The 1,083-nt window shown below is 47.9% G+C and carries 1 protein-coding gene; it reads right to left on the reverse strand.

Annotated features, from left to right (window positions below; genetic code table 11):
• Window positions 1-7 precede the first annotated feature (7 nt).
• Window positions 8-1,023 (reverse strand): IS630 family transposase gene (locus INT22_RS12935; RefSeq protein WP_172116735.1). Its coding sequence is split into 2 segments (ribosomal slippage): window positions 8-636 and window positions 636-1,023, totalling 1,017 coding nucleotides; the frame shifts between segments, so codons are not numbered across the junction.
• Window positions 1,024-1,083: the final 60 nt, after the last annotated feature.

The following is a 1,083-nucleotide window of genomic DNA, read 5'->3' on the forward strand; positions in this document are numbered from 1 at the left end:
TAAGTGGTTATGCAAAAGTTATCGAGTTACTTTTTCCGTAATTATCACATACGTTTTTGACCGCTTCACAGAGCTTGTCGAACGAACTGTAGGCTGTCAGCGGTAACCACTTGTATTTGATTTCACGCCAAAGAATTTCGATCAGGTTCAGCTCCGGCGAATAAGGCGACAGATATACCAGATGAATGCGGTGTGCCATCCAATCGATGATTTTGCGCTGGAAAGCTTTGGAACGGTGCATTTTGGCATTGTCCAGTACAACGACGGCGAAGGCGTCAGGACTTTTCTGTGCCGCGAACTGATCGAACGCTTCTATAACGGTCTCTGTCTTCACTGACTCGGTTGTCATACGATGGAAAAAGCTACCTTTCCTGGTGAGAAAGCCCAGCACATTGAGCCGCTTGCTACGTGAATAGGCGGTCACTTCCCAAGGCTTACCTACCGGGCTCCATGCATAGGGAAGTGATGATGATTGAGAGAAGCCAGCTTCATCAAAGAAGTAAAGATCACACTCGCCATTGTCTTCCCATTCCTTCAAAGCATTGATCAAACCTTGTGTACGACGAAAATCCGTTTCGTCACGCAGCGCAGTCAATGAGCGGCGTACCCGCTTACAACTGTTGCCGTTTTTTTTAATGCACGACGTAACGTGTCCTGGCTGACGACTTTACCTGTCTTATCCTGAAACTTAGCATGGAGGACAGGTAATTGATGCGGGTGCTCTTCAACAAGTTGCTGTAACACAGCAAGCTCGCTTTCGTTGAGAAGGCTAGGTCGTCCTTCACGAGGTTTATCTTGAAGGCCTTCAATACCGTCTTTTTCCCATTGGGATAACCAAGTAGACACCGTATCGCGTTTAACCCCGAGGATGTCGCGAATCTGGTTAATCGTATGGCCTTTGTGGCTGAGCAAGATGGCGTGGGCTCTGCGGCGTAGTGCTCTCTTTTCACCATGCTGGTAGGCGTCATTAACGATAGGTTGCTGGTCGGGCGTCAAAGAAATGAAGCGCAAGCGACGAGACATGGTGCATCTCCCTTGTTATAAGCCTCGCTTTATACACCATAACTTATGCGGATTCACTTA

The organism is Halomonas sp. 3D7M (assembly GCF_014897885.1).
Classification (GTDB): Bacteria; Pseudomonadota; Gammaproteobacteria; order Pseudomonadales; family Halomonadaceae; genus Vreelandella.